Raw genomic sequence first — 20,468 nt, 5'->3', positions numbered from 1 at the left:
CACAGAATCCTCAGGCGATGGCCGAGCTCGGTCTCGGCACCGCGCCCGGCCCTGATGGCCAGCCTCAGGTTGCACCGCCGCCGACCCGCAAGCGCGGCGGCGGAGGACTCCTCCGGGGGGTCATGGGCAACACCAAGGCGGTCGCCGGAATCGTGATCCTCATCATCTTCCTGCTGATCGCGGTCTTCGCCCCCGTCATCTCGCCGGGAGATCCTAGCCTCATCACCGGATTCGGCTCCCAGCCGCCCTCGCCTGAGCACTGGCTCGGCACCACGGCCAAGGGCCAGGACGTCCTCGCCCTGAACATCTGGGGTTCACGCTCGTCCCTTTTCGTCGGCTTCTCGGTCGGGATCCTGGCATTGCTCGTCGGCCTCCTGGTCGGTCTGGCCTCGGCTTATCTCGGACGCTGGGTCGACAACCTCCTGTCGCTCGTCACCAACGTGTTCCTGCTCCTGCCCGGCCTGCCCCTGCTCGTGATCCTGGCGACGTTCCTGCCACAGGGGCTGGGCACCGTCATCCTGGTGCTCGTCATCACGGGATGGGCAGGGTCGGCGCGCGTGCTCCGCTCCCAGGCGATGTCTATCCGGGGAAAGGATTTCGTGGGTGCCTCGCAGGTGACCGGCGAAAGCGGTCTCCGCATCATGTTCCGAGAGATGCTGCCGAACATGGCGTCGATCGTCATGAGCACCTTCCTCGCGTGCGTCATCTTCGGAATCGGCGCGCAGGCGGGCCTCGAGTTCCTGGGCCTCGGCGACATCAGCACCGTCAGCTGGGGAACGAACCTCTACTGGGCGAGCAACGACGGGGCGCTGCTTACCGGGGCCTGGTGGGTCTTCGTCCCTCCCGGCGTCTGCATCGCGCTCGTCGCGTTCGCACTCGCCCTGGTCAACTACGGCGTCGACGAGACGACGAACCCGCGCCTGCGCCGGCCCCGCCGCCGCACCACACCTGATGAGCCCACGCGGGTGGCGGCATCCGCGAAGAACAGCACAGTGCAGGCCGCCGTGTCACAGAAGGAGCACACGCCATGAGCACTCCCTTGCTCGAGGTCGATGATCTCAGCGTCGAGTACGTGACCGAGGCTCGCACCGTCCGCGCGGTCGACCGGGTCACGTTCTCGATCGCCGAACGCGAGGTGTTCGGCTTGGCCGGCGAGTCCGGCTGCGGAAAGTCGACGATCGCCAACGCGATCCTGCGCCTGCTGCGCGACCCCGCCGTCATCGCGGGCGGATCCATCCGATTCGCCGGAACCGACGTTCTGGCGTTGAATGCTGACGAACTGCGCGACTTCCGCTGGCGTCAGGTGGCGATGGTCTTCCAGAGCGCGATGAACTCGCTGAATCCCGTGATGACCATCGGCGACCAGATCGCCGACATCTACACCACCCACGAGGGCGTGTCGAAGAAGACGGCCATCGCTCGGGCCGGTGAGCTGCTGGATCTCGTCGGCATTCCGCGGGACCGCCTGCGGTCCTACCCGCATCAGCTCTCGGGTGGAATGCGGCAGCGCGTCGTCATCGCGATGGCGACGGCCCTGCGGCCGCCGCTGTTGATCATGGATGAGCCGACGACGGCGCTCGATGTGGTCGTGCAGCAGGAGATCATGGCGCAGATCAAGGATCTGCAGCAGGAGCTGGGATTCGCGATCCTCTTCATCACGCACGACATCTCGCTGATGGTCGAGCTGTCGGACCGGATGGCGATCATGTACGCGGGCCGCTTCGTCGAGACCGCGCCCGCGAAAGAGATCTTCGACTCTCCGAAGCATCCGTACACACGCGCGCTGATGAACGCGTTCCCTCCCATGGCTGGTCCGCGCACGCGTCTTCAGGGCCTGGGTGAGGGCGTGAGGTTCCGCGACATCCCCGACCTGGAAGCGGTGACGCCGAACCACTGGGTGGCGCCGAGCACCGACGACAACCTGATCACGGAGGCCATCTCATGACCGACCACGACACCCCGGTGCTCTCCACGCGGGGACTGCAGAAGACCTTCACGATCGGCGGGTCCTTCTCTCGCAAGCAGGTGCGCGCCCTCGGCGGGGTCGACCTCGACATCGCCCACGGTGAGATCGTGGCACTCGTCGGTGAGTCGGGAAGCGGCAAGTCCACGCTCGCACGCTGCATCGCGCGGCTCGAGCAGCCGTCCGGAGGGACCTTTCTGTTCGAAGGCGAAGACATCATCGCCACCTCGAAGCGACGCGCGACGCGCGAATACCGTTCGGCGGTGCAGATGATCTTCCAGGATCCGTTCGGCTCGCTGAACCCGGTCCACCGGATCGGACACTTCCTCGAACGCCCGCTGCGCATCCACGGCGCCGCCTCAGGCCGGGCCGCGATCGAGCAGGCGAAGCGCCGGCTCATGGCGAAGGTGGGGCTGCCCGACGAGTTGCTCGACCGCTACCCGCACGAGCTCTCGGGTGGTCAGCGGCAGCGCATCGCCATCGCCCGCGCCTTGGCGGTGAACCCCCGACTCCTGCTCGCGGACGAGCCGACGTCGATGCTCGACGTCTCGGTGCGGATCGGGGTGCTCAACCTCATGCGCAGCCTCTGCGAGGAGCAGGGCATCTCCATGCTGTACATCACGCATGACCTCGCGTCGGCGCGCTATCTCGCAGACCGCATCGTCGTGATGTTCGCCGGCGAGTTCGTCGAGGGCGGAGACGCGATGGAACTGCTCGCACAGCCCGCCCATCCGTACACCCGGCTTCTCATCTCGGCGGTTCCCGATCCCAAGCGGACGGATCCATTCGATGCAGTGGAGCGTGCGCAGCTGCGTCGCGAGGTCTTGCAGCCCACCGAGTGCCGGTGGTCGGGAGAGGCAGCCGAGCCGTGCTCTGCCGAGAAGCCGGTCTTTCACCGACTCAGTGAGAGGCCGGAGCACTGGGTGCGCTGCGGTCTTTACGCACCGCCGGCGGACGCGCCCGGAACCGCACTGGAACAACCCGCAGACCAGCAGGGGAACGACGCCGCATGACCAGCCACACGTCCGCCCGCCCCGACGCGGCAGCGACTGATCTCGCGGCGCGAGCTGCACTCGACCCGCACCGCCCTGCGTTCCACTTCGTCGCACCGGCAGGCTGGTTGAACGACCCCAACGGACTCACGCAGCGGGACGGCTGGTACCACCTCTTCTACCAGTACAACCCGTTCGCCGCGGTTCACGACCGGATCCACTGGGGACACGCACGCAGCACCGACCTCGTGCACTGGGAGCACCTTCCGATCGCACTGGAGCCCGGCGACGGCCCCGACGCGGACGGCTGCTGGTCGGGTGTGCTGGTTGACGACGACGGCGTGCCCACGCTGGTGTACTCGGGCCGTCACGACGGCATCGAACTGCCGTGTGTCGCCACAGGCTCGGCTGACCTGCTGGAGTGGACGACAGATGCCGCGAACCCGGTCATCCCGGCTCCGCCGAGCGACCTCGACATCGTCGCCTTCCGCGACCATTGCGTGTGGTGGGAACCGGGATCGGACGCCGCCGCGGGGCGCTGGCGTCAGATCGTCGGCGCCGGCATCCGCGGGATCGGCGGGACCGCGCTCCTCTACGAGTCCCGCGACCTTCGCTCGTGGCAGTACATCGGACCGCTGCTCGTCGGGGACGCGAATTCTCAGCCGTGCACAGCTCCGGATTGGACCGGGACGATGTGGGAGTGCGTCGACCTGTTCCGCGTCGAATCCGAGAAAGACACGACGGACGTGCTCGTCTTCTCCGCATGGGACGAGGGCGTGACACACCATCCGCTCTACTGGACGGGCGACTACCGGGGCGACCGCTTCGAACCACGGGCGCTGCATCGCCTCGACCTGGGAGGCCGCTTCTTCTACGCGCCCCAGTCGATGCGGGACGAGGCGGGCAGGCGCCTCATGTTCGGATGGATGCAGGAGGGAAGGACGGATGCCGCGGCCGTCGCCGCTGGATGGTCCGGGGTGATGTCGCTGCCGCGTGTGGTCTCCGCGAGTGCGGACGGATCGCTGCACCAGGCGCCGGCGCCGGAGGTCGATGCCCTGCGTGCCGACCTCCTCTTCGACGGTGACGCAGCTGGAGTGAGCCCTCGCGCGCTCGACGGCGATCAGCTCGATCTCGAGCTTGAGGCGACGCTCGCTCCGGGCGGCTCGGTCGAACTGACGGTGCGCGCCACACCGGACGGCCAGGAGCGGACCGTTTACCGACTGCGCCGGGTCGGCGGCGAGGCGGAGCTTACGCTCGACCGGACCCGGTCCAGTCTCGATGAGAGCACCGACGCAGAGCTGCTGTCGGGACGTGTGCCGCTTGACGGCGACGCGGTGCGGCTGCGCGTTCTCGTGGATCACTCCGCGCTCGAGGCCTTCGCGAACGGCGTTCCGCTCGCCGCCCGCGTCTACCCGACACGTCAGGACTCGACACGCATCGCCGTCGATCTCGACGGCGCCCGAGCTTCGCTGCGGGCCTGGCGGGTCGCATCCGTCCGCTGACGTCTCAGCCCCACCCATCGGCCGCAGCCACGCTGCCCGGACTCGAAGGTGACCTGTGGAGAACTCACCCGTGGTATCACGTCGCACACTCTTCGCCGGGGCCGGGGCCGGGGCTCCAGCTCTCGGAGGCGCGCTCGCCGTGGCGGGAGTCGCCGCTCCTGCCTCGGCCGAGTCCCTCACCGCCGAGACCGGCGCTGCCTGAAAGGACGCAACCGCATGCGGCCCACTTACCACTTCAGCGTTCGCGACAACTGGAAGAACGACCCGCAGCGCCCCATCTACCTCGATGGCGAGTACCACTACTACTACTTGTACAACGCCGACTACATCGACGGCGGCGGAGGCACGTCATGGCGCCGCGCGACGACACGCGACCACGTCTCGTTCCGCGATCGCGGCGTCGCTATCCCGAAGTTCAGCAACGCGAACGGCGACTGCTGGTCAGGATGCCTCGTCGTCGATGAGCGCAACACCGCCGGGTATGGCGAAGGCGCGGTCATCGCCCTCCTGACGCAGGCGCCCGAGGGGAAGCAAGCGCAGTATCTGTGGTACTCGACGGATCGGGGACGGTCCTTCCGCCCCGGCGGGGACGCGCCGGTCCTCCCGAACCCGGGAGTGCCGGACTTCCGCGACCCGAAGGTGATCTGGGACGCCGACCGCCGGCGGTGGTTCATGGCGAACGCGGAAGGGCAGAGGATCGGGTTCTACATATCGGCCGATCTGCGCTCGTGGGAGCGCGTCGGCGAGTTCGAGCGCACCGACCTCGGCGTGCTGGAGTGCCCCGACATCTTCCGCATGACAGCGGACGACGGCAGCTCGCATTGGATACTCGGCACCAGCGCCAATGGCAAGGGTCGGGGTCTGCCGGCGACCTATGCGTATTGGACCGGGGCATTCGATGGCGCGTCATTCGTTCCCGACCATGGCGAGCCGCAGTGGCTGGACTACGGGTTCGATTTCTACGGTGCGGTGACGTACCCGGATCACGACGGCTCGGGGGCTGAGGATGCGACTCTCCGCCGCGCAATCGGCTGGGCCAACTTCTGGGACTACCCGCACAACACACCCACGCTCGCAACCGACGGCTACAACGGCGACGACATGATCGTGCGCGACGTCCGGCTCAAGCGGGGGATCGGCGGGTACTTTCTCGCCTCGACCCCGACCGCGGCGCTCGAGCGGTACGCGACGAAGACGCACCGACTGGGCGATGTCGTCGTGAGCGGCACGCGCGATCTCGATGTGCGGTCGCTCGCTTACGACCTGTCGTGCGAACTGGCGTGGGACCCGGCGGCCGCTCCCGCGAATGTCGGGATCGAGGTGTGCCGTGCCTCCGGCGGGGGGCGCCACGTCGCGGTGGGCGTATACCTGCGCGGCCCATTCGTGTACGTCAACCGTCGTCCGACCGTCAACCCCACCGGTGGCGAGTCGCAGACTCCTATCGACCCCTCAACCGGGCGCCTGATGATCCGCCTCCTTGTCGATCGCACGAGTGTGGAACTCTTCGTCGGAGACGGTCGCGTCGTGCACTCCCACCGCGTGTTCCCGCTCGAAGGCGACGACCGCCTCCGTCTCTACGCCCACGATGGCCAAGCCACCTTCCGCGGACTCACGATCCGCGAACTGTCGATCCCATGAAGGCGGCCGTTGGATCGATTGTGGGGTCAGACATGTGCACATCCCTTCCAGATCGTGATGTGTACCGCCGCTCACGCGCCAACGGTAGGTCGAGCGTCGGCGCGCAGGGAGGGGCTGGCGGAACCCCCCTGCGCGGCGTTGCGTCGCCGCGCCGCCGAATCTCCCGGCGCGATGAGGATGAGCGCGATGAGCAGGCTGAGGCCCAGGAAGATGCTCGCTCCGGTCAGCGCGGCGGTCGCCTCTGCCCTGATCGTCGCAGCCGCGCCTGTGGTTCCCCCCGCGGCGGCACCCGCGACGGCGACGAGGATGCCGAGACCCAGTGACGAGCCGACCTGGTGGAAGGTGTTCACGACACCCGATGCCGCGCCGGCATCTGCGGGCGCGGCGCCGGTGATTCCGAAGGTGGTCATGGGTGCGAACGCGAGCCCTTGTCCGGCGCCGATCAGCAGCATGGGGAGGGCGACGGCGGTGACGTAGTCGCTCGTCGGCGTGATGTGGCTGAGCCAGAACATGCCGCCGAGCGTGAGTGCGATCCCTGCGATGAGCGGCACGGTGTTGCCGATTCGGGCGGTCAGCCGGGGTATCGCCATTGCGACGACGAAGTTCACCAGGGTCATCGGCAGGAAGGCGAAGCCCGCCTGGATCGGGGTGAAGCCAAGCGCCTCCTGCAGGTACTGGCTGGTGAAGAAGAAGAACCCGATCATCGCGCCGAGGTAGAGCAGCCGGGTCAGGTAGGCGCCGGCCCGCGTCCGGCTGGCGAACAGCCGCAGCGGCATGATCGGCTGCGAGGCCCGCGCCTCGGCGACGACGAAGACGGCGAGGACCACGGCCGCGACCCCGAACCCGGCCACCGTGGCGGGGCTGGTCCACCCGTTCTCTGCGGCGTTGAGGATCGCGAAGACGAGTGCACCGACACCGAGGGTGGAGGTGATCGCCCCGACGAGGTCGAACCGACCGGGCAGAGCGGGCGTGCGGGGGAGGAACCGCGGTGCCAGGAGCAGCATCGCGAGCCCGATCGGGACATTGATGAAGAACCCGGCCCGCCATGAGAACCAGGACGCCATCGCACCGCCCACGACCAGACCGAGGCTCGCACCGATGCCGGCGGTGGCCGAATACCACGCGACCGCACGGGAGCGTTCCCTGCCCTCGAAAGTCGCCGTGATGAGGGACAGCGCCGACGGAGCCACGATCGCTGCACCGATGCCCTGGATGGCTCGGGCCGTGATGATCCACCATCCGGCAGGGGAGAGGGCGATCAGCAGTGATGCGACGGAGAAGACGATGAGGCCGAGGATGAACACCGGCTTACGGCCGAGGATGTCGCCGGCGCGTGCCCCGAGCAGCAGCAACCCGCCGAACACCAGCGTGTAAGCGTTCTGCACCCACGCCAGCTCCGTGCCGTTCAACTGCAGGTCGGCCTGCAGGCTGGGCAATGCGGTGAAGATCACGGAGTTGTCGAGCAGGATCATGAAATAGCTGACCAGGACAATGGCCAGGATCGCGCCCTTGTGGAGCGGGGCTGTCCTGATCGCACCCGCTGCGAGAGGCAGAGATTGCGCGGCCATCAGACCGTGACCATGACCTTGAGGGCTGCTCGGCTGTCCATGGCCCGATACCCGGCGGGCACGTCGGTCAGCGAGATGGTGCGGTCGAAGACCCGGCCGGGGTTGATCGCGCCAGACATTACCTGCGGGATCGCCGCCTCGATGTAGGCGCGGACGGGTGCGGGGCCGCCCGCGAGGCGGGCGTTCTTGCCGAACAGCGACCCGAACCCGATACCCGCCTCCTCATACTGCGGGACGCCGACGCGGGAGATGATGCCGCCGGGACGGACGATGCCGTGGGCCTGCTCGTACGCCGGCATATGCCCGACCGCCTCGAGGACGATGTGCGCGCCTTCCCCGTCGGTCAGATCCATCACCCTCGCGATACCGTCCTCGCCGCGCTCGGCGACGACGTCGGTTGCGCCGAACGCGACGCCCAGGTCGGTGCGAGCGGTGTGTCGTCCCATCAGGATGATCCGCTCCGCGCCCAGCTGCTGGGCAGCGAGCACGGCCGACAGGCCGACGGCCCCGTCCCCGATCACCGTGACGGTCTTGCCGGGCTCGACGTGTCCCATGTGGGCGGCGTGATATCCGGTCAGATACACGTCGGACAGGGTCAGCAGCGACGCGAGCATGCCCTCGTCCGCCGTGGCAGGGTCAAGGTCCGGGACCTTCACGAGGCTGCCGTCGGCGAGCGGGATCCGGGCAAGATCTGCCTGAAGGCCGCCGGTCTCCGCGCTGCCGTACCAGCCCCCGTGTACGCAGGAGGTCTGGAACCCCTCGCGGCAGAACACGCAGGTATTGTCCGAGAATGCGAACGGAACGATCACGAAATCGCCAGGCTTCACGGTGGTGACGTCGGAGCCGACCTCTTCGACCACCGCGATCAGCTCATGGCCCATCGGGCTGCCCTCGCCGGAGTTCTCCATGGAGTGGTAGGGGTGCAGGTCGGACCCGCAGACGCACGAACGCACAGTGCGGACGATCGCGTCCGTTGAGTTCTTCAGGGTCGGGTCGGGAACGGTTTCGACGCGGACGTCACCGGCGCCGTACATGAAAGTCGCAAGCATGCGAGAGAACTCCTCGGGGTCGTCAGTGGATGTATGCAGTTGACCCCGCGCGATGCGCGCGTGGCAGTGACGGCCGTCCCCGGTACTGCCAGACCCTCCCAGGCGTGAGAGCGTGCGCGTAGCGTCGAGGATCATGGACCATCGCAGCGAGGTGCGGGAGTTCCTGGCCGGCCGCCTGCACCGCATCACTCCGGACCAGGCCGCTCTGCCCGCGTACGGCGGCAGCAGGCGGGTGCCCGGGCTGGGCCGTGAGGAAGTCGCGATGCTCGCCCTCCGCCGACGCCCTCCGAATGCTCGCGAGCTGGGCAGTCTCTCCCGCGCTGCCGGCAGCCAGACCCCAGAGCACATCCGCCGACGGATAACGCCCACGGTCCTCGACCGCGTCGACCAGATCGTCTCACCCGGCGCCACCCTCACTCCGTAGGAGATCCGATGAACATCGAACCCGTCCAGCCCACCGCGAAGAACCCGCCGGACAAGTTCGCCGGCGACGTGTGGCTCGACACCATCGCCACCCCCCATGAAGCGGATCAGCGGATGACGGTGGCCACGGTACGGTTCGCGCCTGGCGCCCGCACCGCCTGGCACTCCCATGCCCGCGGCCAGTACCTGCGGGTCACGCAGGGTGTCGCGCGCTTCGGCCACCGGGACGGCACGATCATCGACGTGCCCGCCGGGCAGACGCTGTACACCCCGCCAGGAGAGGACCACTGGCACGCCGCCGCGCCGGGATGCTTCATGGAGCACATCGCGATGCTCGAAGCGGGCGACGACCCGGCCACGACGACGCTCTGGAAAGAGCACATCACCGACGCCGAATACAACGGCTCCGCGAAGAAGGGAGACGCCGATGACCGGATGGACTGACACCGAGCTGCGCGAGCTCGACCGTTCCGGCGAGGTGAGGGTCGCCGGGCGTCGTGCCGACGGGACCAGCCGCACCCTCACGATCGTGTGGCACGTCGTCGTCGACGGGAAGCTCTACCTGCGGTCCGTGAAAGGACCGGGCGGCGAATGGTACAAGGGCGTCGCCCGCCACTTCGAGGGCTTTCTACGCTGGGGCGCCAACACCCGCGCCGTCGCGTACACCCTCGACCCTTCGCACGACGACGCGATCGACAAGGCCTACTTCGCCAAGTACGGCAACGGATCTCCCAGCCGCTCGATCACCAGCCCGCTCGCCAAGCAGACCACGCTGCGCGTCGACCCGCGGTGACGTGATGCGGACGCGATTGCGCGGCAAATGGAGCCGGAGATGGCCTCCAGCTGCCGGGCATGCAAGCCAAAGAAGGGAGGCGCGGGAGGTCTGCTGATGTTTCGCGTCGAGGGTCCACCGAGGGGTCCCCGAGCATCCTGCCGTGCTTCCTCGAGCGAGCCGTTCGAGCTCACAAAGATGGTGCCCTGCGAACCGACCCGGGATGACTCTGCGGCTAGCTCGACACGTCGGAGCCTCGCTGGAGGAGACCGAATCCGAACGGTGCCCGGCCTAGGTCGTCCCGCGCTGGATGAGGCTGAACGCCGGCTCGAGAATCGGCCGCTCGTCGACGGGTTCGCCGATGCCGACCAGTGTCATGGTGATGAGGTTGTGCGCGGCGGCTTTCACGTCGTACCCGATGGTTGTCAGGGGCGGGTAGGTGACTGCAGACAGGGGCGTGTTGTCCATCCCGATGATCCCCACGTCTGCGGGGATGCGCCAGCCGCTCTCGGACGCCGCCGAGACCAACGCGGTTGCGACGTCATCGTTGTAGCAGGCGATGCCCGTGCCGCGATCAATGGCTTTGATCGCGCGCAGCGCGTCGGCGGAGTTGATGCCGAGTTGCAGTGAGGCGGGTTCCGCGAGGCCACCCTCCCGGCAGACTTGCCGGACGCCGTCCTCCCGATCCATGCCGAACGGATCCTGGCGCGAGTCCCGCAAGTGCGCGAACGCGAGCTTCTTGTATCCCCGGTCGATGAGGTGACGTGCCTGGAGGCGGCCGATCCCCGCGTCGGCCTCAGGTCCGGAGCCGGTTGTCACCGGATCGAACGATTTGACACCTCGTTCGCTCAACAGCGTCAACTCCTCTTCGGTGAAAGGTGTGAGTGACACCACCGCTCGGGGCTTCATCCCCGTGATGACTCGATCCAACGGCGCGGTCGTGGGTGTCGCCAGGTGCAGCAGGAGAGTCAGGCCGTGCGTGGCGAGATCCTCCGCCGCCGTCTGGAAGATGTCTTGAAGGTTGCCGCCGAACGTGGTGTTGGGAAGCACCGCGAGCACGATGTCGCTTGAGCCTTTCGCCAGAGTGCGTCCGGCCTGCGAGGGCTGATAGCCGAGTTCGGCGGCCGCGCGCCTCACCCGGTCGCGGGTTTCACTTGCGAATCGCTGACCCCGGCCATTCAGGATCTGACTCACGGCCCCGCGTGAGACGCCGGCAAGCCGTGCCACGTCTTCGCTGGTAGTCGTGCTCATGGTTCACATCCTAAAGCTGTTGACGCGCGATACCTAGATGTGGTTTCATAGGTAACGCGCGATACCTACCCGATCGTGCCGGCAAAGCAGCCCGTTCCCGCAAGCCTTGACACAGGAGTCGCCCCGTGGAATCAGCAGAAGACAACATCGAATCGATCGCAGGTGTCGCAGCGCCGCTAGCAGGTCCCGTGGCCGCCGAGGCGACAGCGAGCCTCGCGGACGCGGAAGGCATCGATGAACTGGGGAGCGACCAGCCGAAGGTGAGCCGCGGGTGGATCACCCTGCTCTTCTTCGGAATCTTCGGCGTCTACCTCGCCTACGTCACGCCTGTCGCGATCTCCCTGTCGATCCGCGTGCAGGACCTTGCCGCGGATCACGACGAGTATCTCGGTCTGATCATCGGCGTCGGTGCCCTCGCCGCGCTGCCCCTCGGGCCACTTGCCGGCCAGTTGAGCGACCGCACACGTAGTCGGCTGGGCCGACGCCGCCCGTGGCTGATCGGCGGAACGCTCGGGGGTGTGCTGGCGCTGGCTGTGATGGCGTTCGCTCCGAACGTGTTTGTCCTGGGCCTCGGGTGGGTGCTCGCGCAGATGACGTTCAGTCTGGTCGTGAATGGGTTCGTGACCATCCAGGCGGATCGTCTTCCCGCTGTTCAGCGCGGCCGGGTCGCCGGCATCACCGGCACGGCGCAGCAGATCGCCCCCGTCGTTGGCGCCGTGATCGGCGGTTCTCTCGCGGCGAACCCGTACCTGATGATGCTCATTCCAGGTATTTTCGCGGTCCTACTCGTCGGGCTGTTCGTGATCTTCTACAAGGAGCCCGACAGCAGGGGTCTCACCTTCGATGCGCCGCTGTCGGTGCGTAAGGTACTCGCCGGGTATGTCTTCAATCCGATGGAGAACCGCGACTTCGGGTGGAACTGGCTCGCACGACTGTTCTTCTTCTTCGGCCTGACCCTCAGCTCGACCTACACGGCGTTCTTCTTCGCATCCAAGCTGGGACTGCAGGTTGCTGAGGTCGGCGGGTTGATCGCCACGGCTGGGCTCCTGGGCATCGTGGGAACGATCGGGGGCGCGCTCGGCGGTGGATTCCTGACAGACAAGCTGCGTCGTCGCAAGCCGTTCGTGCTGGGCTCAGCGATCATCTTCGCCGGCGCCACAACCCTGATGGCGTTCGCCCCCAACCTGCCTGTGCTTCTCGTCGGCAGCTTCCTCACCACGCTGGCGATCGGCATCTTCTCGTCGGTGGATCAGGCGCTGATGATCGACGTGCTGCCTGCAAAGGAGACGGATGCCGGCCGGTTCGTCAGCATCACCGGCTATTCGATCGCCATTGCACAGGCAACTGCGCCCTTCCTCGCGTCGGGCCTGCTGCTGATCGGCGCCACCGGTGCGGGTGGACAGAACTACACCGTGCTCTACATCGTCGCCGGAATCTTCACCATCATCGGTGGCCTGATCGTGCTGCGCGTCAAGTCGGTCCGGTAACCCCGGCCGACCCCGGGCACGACCTCCGAAGAGCAGCCGGGGAACGTAGCGACAGCCACCTCTCCGCGAACCATGAAGGACAAAATGACCGACCTGCCATTCCGTCGATCCGATCTTCCCATCGACGAACGCGCCGCCGACCTCCTGTCGAGACTCTCCCTCGAGGAGAAGGTCGGTCAGCTGACACAGTTCTTCCACCTCGGCATCGAGGTACCGGAGGGGCTCGACCTCGACCAGCTGCCACCCGAGCAGCGGGCGTATGCCGAGCAGCCCGCCATTGTGGCAAGATCCATCCGCGAGGGGACGACCGGGTCGATCCTTTTCGTCAAAGATCCGAAGACCGCGAACCGGATGCAGCGTGCGGCGGTCGAGGAGAGCCGCCTCGGCATCCCGCTGATCCTCGGCTTCGACGTCGTTCACGGTCTTCGCACGATCTTCCCGGTGCCGGTCGCGCTGGCCGCCACCTGGTCGCCCCAGATCATCGAGGCCGCCCAAGCGGCGGCAGCGGGGGAAGCCCGGGCGGTCGGAATCCACTGGTCCTTTGCGCCTATGGTCGACATCGCCCGCGACCCCCGTTGGGGTCGGATCATCGAGGGTGCGGGGGAGGACCCGCTGCTCGGCGCGGCGGTGGCTGCTGCGCAGGTGCGGGGGTTCCAAGGAGATCTGGGCCCGAAGAGCATCTTGGCGGGCCCGAAGCACTTCGTCGGCTACGGATCGGCGCGAGGCGGGCGCGACTACGACGACGCGGAGATCTCCGATTCGGAACTGTGGAACGTTTACCTTCCCCCTTTTCGCGCGGCGATCGAGGCCGGTGCGGCCAACGTGATGACCGCGTACATGGACTTCAACGGCGTTCCGGCGTCGGGCAATCGGCGCCTGCTCACCGACATCCTTCGCGGTGAGCTCGGCTTCGACGGCTTCGTGGTCTCCGACAACAACGCCGTAAGGTCACTCGAGACCCAGCATTTCGCGAAGGACCTCACGGATGCCGCCGTGCGGGCGGTGACCGCGGGCGTCGACATCGAGATGTGCATGTTCGATCCCGCGTATGCGCGGCTCGCCCAGGCGGTTCGGGACGGCCTCTTAGAAGAGGACGTCGTGGACGAGGCCGTGCGTCGAGTCCTCACCGCGAAGTTCCGGCTGGGACTGTTCGAGAACCCCTATGTCGACGAGGAAGCCGCAGCAGAGGTCCTGGACTCGGTGCAAAGTCGTGATCTGTCGCGTGCAGCCGCGGAGGCATCCATCGTCCTGCTCAAGAACGACGCCGGAACGCTGCCGCTGAACGCCGCGGCACTGAGCTCCGTCGCCCTCATCGGGCAACTGGGAGACAGCAAACGAGACACGCTCGGCCCATGGGTGTTCGATCACGACACCGACGAGACCGTCACGATCCTGGAAGGGCTTCGCTCCCGGCTCGGCGACCACGCCAAGGTCGAGTTCGCGCCAGGAGCCGGCATCCCACGTCGCGTGTTTCCGTCGATGTTCGACCAGATGGACCCCACCGTCGCGGCCACTCCGGAGGACTACGACGAGGAAGCGGAGACCCGACGAGCGGTGCAGCTCGCGGCCGACTCGGACCTCGCGGTCGTGGTCGTCGGCCAGCGGCAGAATCAGATCGGCGAGAACGCGTCGACCTCGACCCTCACCCTTCCTGGTGCGCAGGAGGACCAGTTGCGGCAGATCGTGGCAACAGGGACACCGGTCGTGCTGATCGTCATGTCCGGCCGGCCGCTCGACCTGCGGTGGGCGGATGAGAATGTTCCGGCCATCCTGCAGGCGTGGTACCCGGGGACGAAGGGTGGCGACGCCGTCGCCTCAGTCCTCTTCGGTGACGCCTCGCCCGCGGGACGGTTGCCGTTCACCTGGCCCCGCCACGTCGGCCAGGTGCCCATCGGTTACGCGCACAACCGTACGTTCGCGCCGCAGGACCAGGGAGCCCGGTACTGGGAGGAAGAGAGCACGCCGCTCTACCCATTCGGCCACGGCCTCTCCTACGCCTCGTTCGAGTACGGCGAGCTCGTCCTGGATCGCGCGACCATCCCGGTCGGCGAATCGGTCGACGTCGCCGTCGACGTGTCGAACACATCCGGCCGAGACGCCGACGAGGTCGTTCAGCTATACATCCACCAGCGCTACGGCACCTCGTCACGCCCGGTCCGAGAGCTGAAGGCGTTCGAGCGCGTCACTATCGCCGCCGGTGAGACGCGGACGGTGCGCTTCGCTCTCGGCTCTGACCAGCTGCGGTACTGGAGTGCGGCCACGGGCGGGTTCGTGCAGGACGCCACCACTATCGACATCTGGGTCGGTGGAAGCTCGGCCGCCGACCTCGCGACGGTCCTCGAAGTCGCCGATGCCGGAGCATCCCACGATGGCGGCACGCAGTGACGCAGTCCCGGATCGTCTGCAATCCCGTCGACCTGCCCTATGCCTACTCGCACGTTCGCAGTCTGACCGGCAAGCGATCCCTCTCCCGCGAAGCAGCCGACCCCTCGATGGTTCTCTTCAAGGGGACGTACTTCCTGTTCACGTCCATGACGCCAGGATTCTTCTACTCCCACGATCTGGTCACGTGGTCACTAAGGCGCAGTGAGAACTTCCCGGCGTACGACTACGCACCGGATGTGCGCGAGGTCGACGGCGCGCTGATCATCTCGGCGTCACGACGCGGCAAGCCGTCGCCGTTCTACCGCACGACCGATCCTCTCGCCGATGACTTCGTCGAGATCTCGCCCGGCAGCTTCCCTTTCTGGGACCCGAACCTGTACCAGGACGACGATGGCCGTATCTATCTCTACTGGGGGTGCGATGCCCGTGTCCCTGTCCAGGGCGTGGAACTGGATCGGACCAGCTACGAACCCGTCGGAGCGCCCGTCGAACTCATCGCGAGCGATACAGCCGCGCGAGGGTGGGAACGCAACGGCGAGAACCACGACCCGAAGAAGAACAGCCTGCTCTCCAAGATCATCTTCGGCGGCAAGCCCTTCATCGAAGGAGCCTGGCTCACCAAGCACGGCGGCACCTACTACCTCCAGTACGCCGCCCCCGCCACCGAGCTGAACACCTACGCCGACGGGTACTACACCGGACCCAGCCCGCTCGGACCGTTCACCTACTCAGCGGACAGCCCCTTCTCTGCCAAGCCTGGCGGCTTCATCACAGGTGCCGGGCACGGCAGCACCTTCCAGGACAGTCACGGTAACTGGTGGCACGCCTCAACCATGCGTGTCTCGGTGAACCACACCTACGAGCGCCGGGTGGGACTCTTCCCGGCCGGGTTCGACGAGGACGGCACGCTGTTCTGCAACCAGAACTTCGCCGACTACCCCATGGTGATTCCCGACGGCCCCTTCGACGCGTGGAACGACACCTTCGCAGGGTGGATGCTGCTGTCGCACCGCAAGCTCGTGACGGCGTCCTCCTCGCAGCGTGGCCATGAGCCGGCTCTCGCGGTCAACGAGAGCGTCCGGGATTGGTGGGTCGCCGCGAGCAACGACGCAGGCGAGCACCTGACAGTGGACCTCGGCGACACGCTGTCGGTTCACGCCGTCCAAGTGAACCTTGCCGATCACCAGCTGGACAAGATCGCTGCGGCGCCGCGCACGTCCCTTCGCCAACTGGAAGGGCATCGCCGTCTGATCGAATCGACGGACCACCCGACGGAATACGTGCTCGAAGCGTCCGTCGACGGCGACACGTGGACTGTCTTGTGGGACGGGCGAGGCACCGGGGCGGATGCACCCCACAAGATGGTCACGATCCAGGACGGCATCGCCGCCCGGTACGTTCGAATCACGGGCTGCGCGATGCCCTTCGACGCACCTCTCGCCGTCAGCGGCCTGCGAGTGTTCGGAAGCGGTACGGGGGTCCCACCCGCGGCCGCCGACACGACGGCCCGCCGGCTCGATCCGCTGACAGCCGCGCTGTCGTGGCAACCTGTCGCCGGAGCCAACGGGTACAACGTCAGGTACGGCCGGGACGCGGAGAAGCTCTACCACAGCTGGCTCGTCTACGACCAGACCGAACTGAACCTCAGTTCCCTCAACGCGGGGGAGTCCTATTGGGTCGCCGTTGACGCGTTCAACGAGAACGGCATCACCCCCGGGGCGGTTTCGTCCATCTCCCGGCAGCCCCATGAGACGGCGAGGACGAGATGACATCCGTCCTGTTCACCGACGGGTGGACCGTCGCCGCGCGTGGCGAAGCGCCGCGCCCGGTGACGCTTCCGCACGACGCGATGATCACCGAGAAGCGGACCGCGGATGCTCCCTCCGGCGCGCACGGCGGATACTTCCCCGGCGGAAGGTACCTGTACAGCAAGACGTGGGCGGCCCCGTCGGAAGCCGGCGAACGGCAGTGGCGTCTCTTCTTCGAGGGCGTGTACGGAGACGCGACCATCCGACTGAACGGCGAAGTGGTCGGCCGCAACGTGAGCGGCTACCGGGAGTTCACCGTTCCCCTCGAGCGGGTGATCGCCGGCGGGGACAACGTGATTGAAGTGGATGTCGACAACTCCACTCAGCCGAACAGTCGCTGGTACTCCGGGTCGGGGATCTACCGAAAAGTCTGGCTGGAGGACGTCGGCGCCATCCACCTCCCGTACGGAGGGATCGGCTTTCGCACGATCATGCTGGGCAACCCGGCGACACTTGAAGCTGTTGTCCACCTTGCACCTGCCGCACTGGGTGCCGAGGTCACCGTCCGTCTTGACGACGACGGCGTCACAGCCGCGCAAGCGAGCGCCGTCGTAAGCAGCACTCAGACGACCGTCACCCTCGACGTCCTCGACCCGAAACCGTGGTCGGAGCGGTCGCCGCATCTGTACACCGCCGTGGTCAGCCTTGTGGCCGGCGGTGAGATCGTCGACGAGCAGGCGGTGCGGATCGGCCTGCGCACCGTTGAGGTCGACCCTCGTCGAGGCCTTCTGATCAACGGTGAGAGAGTCCTTCTCCGCGGTGGATGCGTCCATCACGACAGTGGCCCGCTCGGAGCGGCGACATTCCGGACGGCGGAGCATCGCCGGGCGCGGATTCTGAAGGAGAACGGGTTCAACGCCATCCGCAGCGCTCACACCCCGATGTCCCGCGATCTGCTCGACGCGTGCGATGAACTGGGCCTCTACGTACTGGATGAGCTGACCGACGTCTGGTACCACCCGAAGACGGAATTCGATCTCGCGTCGCGGTTCGACGAGATCTGGCCCGACGACGCGCGCGCCATGGTCGCGAAGGATCGCAATCACCCGTCCGTGATCATGTACTCGATCGGCAACGAGAACACCGAGACCCGGACGCCGAAAGGCGTCGAGACGGCCCGGGAGATGCGTGCGTTCGTCCGCACACTCGACCCGGATCGGCCCGTCACAACAGCAGTGAACTTCCTTCTGAATCTCATGGCCGGCGGCAAAGGTGGGGCCCCGTCGGCAGCTCCCGCGCCTGCCGCATCATCGAAGAAGCGTCCGTCGGCGGTCACCAGCACCGCCGCGAACATCGTCGCGGACCGGCTGGGCAGCATCATGCAGCTGGTCGCCCGCGCACCGGGCACCGACAAGGCAACCCGCGATGTCATCGGCACGCTCGACGTCGCTTCCTACAACTACGCCTGGGGCAGGTACAAGGGCGACGCGAAACGCCATCCCGATCGTGTGATCCTCGGATCGGAATCCCTGCCCGGCGACATCGCGCGGCTCTGGCCGAACGTTCAGAAACTCCCGAACGTGATCGGTGACTTCGCCTGGACCTCCTGGGACTACCTCGGAGAAGCAGGGGTCGGCACGTGGGCGTACGGAGAGGACTCGCTCACCGCGGGACTGTCCAAGCCCTACCCTCATCTGACCGGAGGGCCTGGGGCGATCGACATCACCGGCGTCGCCGGCGCGCCAGCGCTGCTCAGTCGCGCCGTGTGGGGCCTGCTCCCTGAGCCGGCGATCACTGTGCGGCCACTGGACCGAGCGAAGGAGAGGGTTCGGCGCACAGCCTGGCGCAGCACCGACGCGGTGAGCAGCTGGTCGTGGGCGGGCGCCGAGGGCCGCGAAGCCGAGCTGGAGATCTATGCCGGCGACGACGAAGTCGAGGTCTTCCTGAACGGGAGATCCCTGGGCCGCAAACGCGCCGGCGTCAAAGCCGGGTACGTCACCCGGTACCGCGCAGCGTACGAGCTCGGCGAGATCGTCGCCGTCGGGTACCGCCAGGGTGCGGTCGTCTCGCGCAGCGTTCTGCGATCGGCGCAATCCCCAACCCTGCGCGTCAACCCGGAGACGCCCGACCTTGCCGCCGATCGGCAGGAACTCGCCTTCCTGCGCATCGAGATCGCCGACGACAACGGTGTGGTCGAGATGCTCCAAGACGACATCGTGACGGTCGAAGTCCAAGGCCCTGCGACGCTTGTCGCGCTGGGCAGCGCCGCACCCGCGACGTCGGAGTCGTTCGCGGCTGGGCAGCACAGCACGCACTACGGGCGCGCGCTCGCGATCATCAGAAGCGATGGCACACCTGGCCCGATCATCGTGCGGGCCTCGAGCCGGCGTCACGGGACGGCCGAGGCGCAGGTGACCGCCCGACTGGCGCAGGTGACCGCCCGAGAGGATGCCTGATGCGCATCGGCGTGCTCGGTGCTGCCCGTATCACTCACGGGGCCCTCATCGCTCCGGCATCACGCGTGTCCGGTGTGAGCGTCACGGCGATCGCCGCACGGGAACCCGGCAGAGCGCGAGCCGCCGCCCGCCGACACCGCATCCCGCGAGTCCACGACACGTACGCTCACCTCCTCGCCGACGAGTCCCTGGACGCGGTCTACATCCCGCTTCCGGCGGCCCTGCACGGTTACTGGACACGAGCGGCACTGAGTGCCGGCAAACACGTGCTCGTCGAGAAGCCGTTCACCGCCAACGCGGCCGAAGCTGAGCAGGTCGCGGCGGCGGCCGCCGCGAGCGGGCTCGTCGTTATGGAGGCGCATCACACCACCCACCATCCGTTCACCGCACGAATCGCCGAAGTCATCACCTCCGGAATCCTCGGACCGATCGAATCCGCACGCGCCACGTTCTGCGTCCCAGTCCGCCCCGGCCGCGACATCCGGTGGGACTTCGGACTCGGCGGCGGCGGCCTCATGGATGTCGGCTGCTACCCCATCCGCATGCTGCGCGACATCTTCGGCGCCGACCCGACGGTTGATTCTGCCCGGGCGTCGTGCCGAGGCGATATTGATCGGCTCATGACCGCGCAGCTGACTTTCGACGGTGTGCCGGCCACCGTGCTGAGTTCGATCTGGTCGCGTCGCCTGCTCTCCGCGCGACTCGAGCTGCGCGGCGCGCACGCCCGCATGCGAGTGCGCTGGCCGTACCATCCGCAGCAGGGTGCGCGTCTGCTCATCGACGGTCCCGGCATCCGTGTCCACGAGAAGGCAGATCGCCGCTCCAGCTATGACTACCAGCTGGAGGCGTTCCGTGACACCGTCGAACGCGGCGGCCTGAACATGACCGACGCGAACGCCGGCACCGCGACCATGCGGACCATCGACCAGATCTACCAGGCCGCGGGGATGCGCCTTCGAGTACCACGTGACGCCAGCCCCACCGGGTCACGAGAGAACAACGCTGCGGCTACCGGGAGTGGTGATGACGATGCCTGACCTCAGGAGTTCCGAATGGTACGCGGGTGACGACCGCAACTCCTATATCCACCGTGCGTGGATGCGCCGCGGCGTGCCCGGCTCTGCGTTCACCGGGCGCCCCCAGATCGCGATCGCCAACACGGCGTCGGATCTGACGCCGTGCAACAGTCACCTCGACGAGGTGGCGCAGGCGGTGAAGAACGGCATCTACGAGG

The 20,468-nt window shown here is 67.2% G+C and carries 17 protein-coding genes; 14 read left to right on the top strand and 3 right to left on the bottom strand.

Features of this window, described 5'->3' with window-relative positions; genetic code table 11:
* Window positions 1-17 precede the first annotated feature (17 nt).
* From MJ607_RS14290 to MJ607_RS14270, 5 genes are all read left to right on the top strand, one after another.
* The gene (locus tag MJ607_RS14290; RefSeq protein WP_374238066.1) at window positions 18-1,031 is read left to right on the top strand and encodes an ABC transporter permease; all 1,014 of its coding nucleotides are present in this window, start codon (window positions 18-20) and stop codon (window positions 1,029-1,031) included.
* Complete coding sequence (locus MJ607_RS14285; protein ID WP_243076279.1) at window positions 1,028-1,945, top strand: ABC transporter ATP-binding protein; 918 nt, start codon at window positions 1,028-1,030, stop codon at window positions 1,943-1,945. Before MJ607_RS14290 ends, MJ607_RS14285 begins: the two co-directional genes overlap by 4 nt.
* Window positions 1,942-2,976: an ABC transporter ATP-binding protein gene (locus MJ607_RS14280; protein WP_243076278.1), complete on the top strand. Its 1,035-nt coding sequence runs from the start codon at window positions 1,942-1,944 to the stop codon at window positions 2,974-2,976. Before MJ607_RS14285 ends, MJ607_RS14280 begins: the two co-directional genes overlap by 4 nt.
* Complete coding sequence (locus MJ607_RS14275) at window positions 2,973-4,457, top strand: glycoside hydrolase family 32 protein (RefSeq protein WP_243076277.1); 1,485 nt, start codon at window positions 2,973-2,975, stop codon at window positions 4,455-4,457. Before MJ607_RS14280 ends, MJ607_RS14275 begins: the two co-directional genes overlap by 4 nt.
* Before the next feature lie 216 nt (window positions 4,458-4,673).
* Window positions 4,674-6,095, top strand: a complete 1,422-nt coding sequence (locus MJ607_RS14270; RefSeq protein WP_243076276.1) for a glycoside hydrolase family 32 protein — start codon at window positions 4,674-4,676, stop codon at window positions 6,093-6,095.
* Window positions 6,096-6,166: 71 nt separating this feature from the next.
* Here MJ607_RS14270 and MJ607_RS14265 read toward each other — a convergent pair whose 3' ends face one another.
* Both MJ607_RS14265 and MJ607_RS14260 read right to left on the bottom strand, forming a co-directional pair.
* Window positions 6,167-7,663, bottom strand: coding sequence for an MFS transporter (locus MJ607_RS14265; RefSeq protein ID WP_243076275.1), 1,497 nt, complete (start codon window positions 7,661-7,663; stop codon window positions 6,167-6,169).
* The gene (locus MJ607_RS14260; protein WP_243076274.1) at window positions 7,663-8,712 is read right to left on the bottom strand and encodes a zinc-binding dehydrogenase; all 1,050 of its coding nucleotides are present in this window, start codon (window positions 8,710-8,712) and stop codon (window positions 7,663-7,665) included. Before MJ607_RS14260 ends, MJ607_RS14265 begins: the two co-directional genes overlap by 1 nt.
* 133 nt (window positions 8,713-8,845) lie before the next feature.
* Between MJ607_RS14260 and MJ607_RS20325 the strand changes: the two genes are divergently transcribed.
* From MJ607_RS20325 to MJ607_RS14245, 3 genes are read left to right on the top strand one after another with little or no spacing between them, the layout of a single operon-like run.
* Complete coding sequence (locus MJ607_RS20325; protein ID WP_374238061.1) at window positions 8,846-9,136, top strand: hypothetical protein; 291 nt, start codon at window positions 8,846-8,848, stop codon at window positions 9,134-9,136.
* Between the two features lie 8 nt (window positions 9,137-9,144).
* Entirely contained in the window at window positions 9,145-9,579 is a 435-nt protein-coding gene (locus MJ607_RS14250; RefSeq protein ID WP_243076273.1) for a cupin domain-containing protein, read from the top strand.
* Window positions 9,563-9,928, top strand: a complete 366-nt coding sequence (locus MJ607_RS14245) for a DUF2255 family protein (RefSeq protein ID WP_243076272.1) — start codon at window positions 9,563-9,565, stop codon at window positions 9,926-9,928. Before MJ607_RS14250 ends, MJ607_RS14245 begins: the two co-directional genes overlap by 17 nt.
* A gap of 270 nt (window positions 9,929-10,198) precedes the next feature.
* Here MJ607_RS14245 and MJ607_RS14240 read toward each other — a convergent pair whose 3' ends face one another.
* Window positions 10,199-11,158, bottom strand: coding sequence for a LacI family DNA-binding transcriptional regulator (locus tag MJ607_RS14240; RefSeq protein WP_243076271.1), 960 nt, complete (start codon window positions 11,156-11,158; stop codon window positions 10,199-10,201).
* 125 nt (window positions 11,159-11,283) lie between these two features.
* On the opposite strand from MJ607_RS14240, the gene MJ607_RS14235 reads away from it, so the two are divergent.
* The 6 genes from MJ607_RS14235 to MJ607_RS14210 all read left to right on the top strand — a co-directional run.
* The gene (locus tag MJ607_RS14235; RefSeq protein WP_243076270.1) at window positions 11,284-12,645 is read left to right on the top strand and encodes an MFS transporter; all 1,362 of its coding nucleotides are present in this window, start codon (window positions 11,284-11,286) and stop codon (window positions 12,643-12,645) included.
* A gap of 84 nt (window positions 12,646-12,729) precedes the next feature.
* Window positions 12,730-15,030, top strand: a complete 2,301-nt coding sequence (locus MJ607_RS14230; RefSeq protein ID WP_243076269.1) for a glycoside hydrolase family 3 N-terminal domain-containing protein — start codon at window positions 12,730-12,732, stop codon at window positions 15,028-15,030.
* On the top strand, window positions 15,027-16,799 hold the full coding sequence (locus MJ607_RS14225) for a family 43 glycosylhydrolase (protein WP_243076268.1): 1,773 nt from the start codon (window positions 15,027-15,029) through the stop codon (window positions 16,797-16,799). Before MJ607_RS14230 ends, MJ607_RS14225 begins: the two co-directional genes overlap by 4 nt.
* Window positions 16,796-19,234 carry a glycoside hydrolase family 2 TIM barrel-domain containing protein gene (locus MJ607_RS14220; RefSeq protein WP_243076267.1) on the top strand — a complete coding sequence of 813 codons (2,439 nt, stop codon included), beginning with the start codon at window positions 16,796-16,798 and terminating at the stop codon, window positions 19,232-19,234. Before MJ607_RS14225 ends, MJ607_RS14220 begins: the two co-directional genes overlap by 4 nt.
* Complete coding sequence (locus MJ607_RS14215; RefSeq protein WP_243076266.1) at window positions 19,234-20,271, top strand: Gfo/Idh/MocA family protein; 1,038 nt, start codon at window positions 19,234-19,236, stop codon at window positions 20,269-20,271. The genes MJ607_RS14220 and MJ607_RS14215 overlap by 1 nt, the downstream gene beginning before the upstream one ends.
* Window positions 20,258-20,468 (top strand): dihydroxy-acid dehydratase (locus MJ607_RS14210; protein WP_243076265.1); only part of this gene is annotated, 211 nt, incomplete at its 3' end. The genes MJ607_RS14215 and MJ607_RS14210, both read left to right, overlap by 14 nt.

Origin of the sequence: Microbacterium sp. SS28 (assembly GCF_022761035.1) — a bacterium.
Lineage (GTDB): Bacteria > Actinomycetota > Actinomycetes > Actinomycetales > Microbacteriaceae > Microbacterium.
This window is presented reverse-complemented; position numbering and strand designations above follow the sequence as displayed.

Coding starts and splice junctions, on each gene's coding strand:
- MJ607_RS14250 (WP_243076273.1), top strand. CDS start 9,145: ATGAACATCGAACCCGTCCAGCCCACCGCGAAGAACCCGCCGGACAAG.
- MJ607_RS14240 (WP_243076271.1), bottom strand. CDS start 11,158: ATGAGCACGACTACCAGCGAAGACGTGGCACGGCTTGCCGGCGTCTCA.
- MJ607_RS14270 (WP_243076276.1), top strand. CDS start 4,674: ATGCGGCCCACTTACCACTTCAGCGTTCGCGACAACTGGAAGAACGAC.
- MJ607_RS14280 (WP_243076278.1), top strand. CDS start 1,942: ATGACCGACCACGACACCCCGGTGCTCTCCACGCGGGGACTGCAGAAG.
- MJ607_RS14290 (WP_374238066.1), top strand. CDS start 18: ATGGCCGAGCTCGGTCTCGGCACCGCGCCCGGCCCTGATGGCCAGCCT.
- MJ607_RS14230 (WP_243076269.1), top strand. CDS start 12,730: ATGACCGACCTGCCATTCCGTCGATCCGATCTTCCCATCGACGAACGC.
- MJ607_RS20325 (WP_374238061.1), top strand. CDS start 8,846: ATGGACCATCGCAGCGAGGTGCGGGAGTTCCTGGCCGGCCGCCTGCAC.
- MJ607_RS14260 (WP_243076274.1), bottom strand. CDS start 8,712: ATGCTTGCGACTTTCATGTACGGCGCCGGTGACGTCCGCGTCGAAACC.
- MJ607_RS14285 (WP_243076279.1), top strand. CDS start 1,028: ATGAGCACTCCCTTGCTCGAGGTCGATGATCTCAGCGTCGAGTACGTG.
- MJ607_RS14275 (WP_243076277.1), top strand. CDS start 2,973: ATGACCAGCCACACGTCCGCCCGCCCCGACGCGGCAGCGACTGATCTC.
- MJ607_RS14265 (WP_243076275.1), bottom strand. CDS start 7,663: ATGGCCGCGCAATCTCTGCCTCTCGCAGCGGGTGCGATCAGGACAGCC.
- MJ607_RS14245 (WP_243076272.1), top strand. CDS start 9,563: ATGACCGGATGGACTGACACCGAGCTGCGCGAGCTCGACCGTTCCGGC.
- MJ607_RS14220 (WP_243076267.1), top strand. CDS start 16,796: ATGACATCCGTCCTGTTCACCGACGGGTGGACCGTCGCCGCGCGTGGC.
- MJ607_RS14215 (WP_243076266.1), top strand. CDS start 19,234: ATGCGCATCGGCGTGCTCGGTGCTGCCCGTATCACTCACGGGGCCCTC.